This window comes from Microbacterium sp. B19 (assembly GCF_000333395.1).
GTDB lineage: Bacteria > Actinomycetota > Actinomycetes > Actinomycetales > Microbacteriaceae > Microbacterium.
On sequence record NZ_BADA01000374.1, the window covers coordinates 1 to 2,986 of the forward strand.

The 2,986-nt window shown below is 70.9% G+C and carries 3 protein-coding genes and 1 pseudogene; 3 read left to right on the top strand and 1 reads right to left on the bottom strand.

What is annotated here, in order from left to right; translation table 11 throughout:
- The 3 genes and pseudogenes from I5G_RS26760 to I5G_RS13370 form a co-directional block, all read left to right on the top strand.
- A pseudogene (locus tag I5G_RS26760) lies at positions 1-446 on the top strand (glycosyltransferase family 2 protein); the annotation flags it as partial.
- Positions 419-1,288: an endonuclease/exonuclease/phosphatase family protein gene (locus I5G_RS13365; RefSeq protein ID WP_022879505.1), complete on the top strand. Its 870-nt coding sequence runs from the start codon at positions 419-421 to the stop codon at positions 1,286-1,288. The pseudogene I5G_RS26760 and the gene I5G_RS13365, both read left to right, overlap by 28 nt.
- Before the next feature lie 66 nt (positions 1,289-1,354).
- Positions 1,355-1,570: a DUF2945 domain-containing protein gene (locus I5G_RS13370; RefSeq protein ID WP_022879506.1), complete on the top strand. Its 216-nt coding sequence runs from the start codon at positions 1,355-1,357 to the stop codon at positions 1,568-1,570.
- Between the two features lie 81 nt (positions 1,571-1,651).
- Here I5G_RS13370 and I5G_RS22470 read toward each other — a convergent pair.
- The coding region (locus I5G_RS22470; RefSeq protein WP_083896651.1) for a cryptochrome/photolyase family protein at positions 1,652-2,986 on the bottom strand (1,335 nt) is incomplete at its 5' end.

The following is a 2,986-nucleotide window of genomic DNA, read 5'->3' on the forward strand; positions in this document are numbered from 1 at the left end:
GGATCGCCCACATGACCGCCCTTCTCTCCGACCCGGACGTGGATGCCGTGACCGCCGGCGCCGTCTTCCACGACGGGCCCGCGCGGGGCCGACGGCCGATGGCGTGGGCGTTCCTCGGCACGTACGCCGCCTTCGCCTACCCGGCGCTGGGGCACGCGCCGCTGTGGGGGTCGAACATGGCGTTCCGACGCACGGCGTGGATCGCGGTCCGGGACCGCGTGCACCTGAATCCCGAGGTTCACGACGACCTCGACCTCGCGTTCCACCTCGGCGAGCGGCACCGCATCCGGATCGTGCCGGGGCGGGCGCAGATGCGCGTCTCCTCGCGGACCGTCCGCCCGCGCCGGTTCGCGAAGAGCTTCTCGCGCGGCATGGGCACCGTGTTCGCGCACTGGCCGCGGGAGATCCCGCCGCTGCGGTGGGCGCGCCGTCTGGGGCGGCGCTGATGGGCGGGGTGCTGTTCCCGAACGTCGAAGCCCCCGACCTGCACGTCATGAGCTTCAACATCCGCCGCCGGTTCGAGCGGCTGACCTGGCCGCCCGAGGACCGCTGGGGACTCCGCAAGGAGCGGCTGCGCGTGTTCCTCGGCGCGAACACGCCCCATCTCCTCGGGTCGCAGGAGGCCCGACCCGATCAAGCACGATGGGTGCAGCAGTCGCTCGGGAGCACCTACGGCCGCATCGGCCACGGCCGCGGGCGAGACCGCGACGGCGAGGGGACGCCGGTCTTCTACGACCGCGACCGGCTCGACCTCCTGGCCTGGACGCAGGTCGCCCTCTCCGATACCCCGGCGCTCGACGGCTCCGTGGGCTGGGGCAACACGATTCCGCGCATCGCCGTCATCGCGCGGTTCCGCGACGGTGCGACCGGCGCTCCATTCGTGTTCGTCAACAGCCACTTCGACGCGTTCTCGCGCCGCGCGCGCCGACGTTCCGCCCGCTGGCTCGCCGAGCTCGTCGCCGCCGAAGAGCTGCCCCTGCTGTTCACGGCCGACGTCAACGCCCCGATCCGCTCGGCGGAGCTCGCCGGCATGTTCGCCGACAGCGGCCTCGTCGACACGTGGTCGTACGCCCCCACCCGCCGGACCGTCGAATGGGGAACGTTCAACAACTACCGGAGGCCGCGCGTGGGCGCTCGCCGCATCGACGCGATCCTCGCCACGCCCGACGTCGGCGTGCGCGCGACGGGCATCGACCCGCGCCCGACGGGCACGAGTTGGCCGTCCGACCATCTCGCGGTGCAGGCCGTGGTGCGGATCCCGGTGCCGCCGCCGGTCGCCGCGGCGTAGTTGTCAATCCCCGGCTCCGCTCCCGCGCGGCTCGCGACCATGGCGAGACCGAACGGAAGGAATCTCATGTCGAAGGATCTGTCGAAGGGCGACCGCGTCAGCTGGGACACGCCCCAGGGCCGCACGCAGGGTGAGGTCGTGGAGAAGAAGACGAAGGACTTCCAGCACGACGGCCAGAAGTTCACGGCGTCCGAGGACGAGCCGGCCTACATCGTGAAGTCGGAGAAGACCGACGCCACCGCCGCGCACAAGGGCTCGGCGCTGAACAAGCTGAAGAACTGACGGCTGCGGGCGTGCGAAACTCCTGAGTTCTCCGCTGCTTCTCGCTCTCGCCCCCCGCCAGTACGCGGTCCGGCGAATTTCTCAGGAGTTTCGCTCGCCGCCCTCGCGACCCGACCCCGCGGCATCCCTCCGCTTGCGCATCTGCGCGAGCGCGAGGGACAGCCGGTGGTTGCCCGCGAGCACGTCCTCGTGCCGCTCGAGGAACTGCCAGTACGCGTCGGTGAACACCGAGTCCTTGGCATCCTGAGCCGACGGCCACCACGACCCCATCTTCTGCAGGTACGCGCCACCCGACACGTACGGCTTGGTGGCGACGAACCCGCCGTCGGCGAACTGGCTCATGCCCATGACGTTGGGCACCATCACCCAGTCGTACGCGTCGACGAACAGCGCGAGGAACCACGCGTTCACCTCCCGCGGGGCGTATCCCTGCAGCAGGAACCAGTTGCCGAGCACCATCAGCCGCTCGATGTGGTGCGCGTACCCCCAACGGTGCACGCGGTCGAGCACCGTCCGCACCGGCACCGGCAGGTCGGACGGCATCCGCTCCCCCGAGTACCAGTACTTCTCGATGCGTCTCTCGAGGTGCAGCGCGTTGACGCGCTCGAGCTCCGGGTGCGCCCGGTACATGCCGCGCATGTACTCCCGCCAGCCGATCACCTGCCGGACGAACCCCTCGACGGATGCCAGCGGGGCGGCGGTCCGCGTGACGGCGGCGATCACCTCCCCGACGGTGAGCAGCCCGATGTTGAGCATCGGCGAGATGACCGCGTGGAAGAGGAACGGCTCGTCGGCCTTCATGGCGTCTTCGTACCGGCCGAAGTCGCCGAGGCGTTCGGCGACGAAGACGTCGAGCCACGCACGCGCGTCCTCCGGGGTGACGGGGAGCCAGAAGTCCGTCGCGGCACCGGGATGCTCGGGGAAGCGGTCGTCGACCTCGGCGATGACCGCGGCCGTGATGTCGTCGTGCGCGAGCGTCGGCAGAGCCGGGATCCCGACGCCCTTCTTCGGCAGCGGCTTGCGGTTGTCGGCGTCGAAGTTCCAGCGCCGGCCCGCGGGCTTCCCGCCCTCCATCAGGATGCCGGTGCGCCGGCGCTGCCAGTGATAGAAGTCCTCCATCAACGGCGTGGGGTGCTCCGCGAACCACCCGTCGACCTCGTCCTCCGGGGTCAAGAACAGGCCGTCCGGAAGGATGTCGGTTTCCACGTCGTGCGCCGCGCAGATCGCCGCGATGCGCTCGTCGACCGGCCGGTTGGGGTCGCTCATCCACGTCAGCTCGGTGACGCCGTGCTTCTCCAGCAGGCGCTCGAGGCCCGCGCGGAACGTGAGGTCGTCGGCGAGCGCGATGCGCCGGACGGTCCGCCCATGGGCCTCGAGCCGCGCCGCGGTGTGCCGCATCGCGGAGAGCAGCAGCAC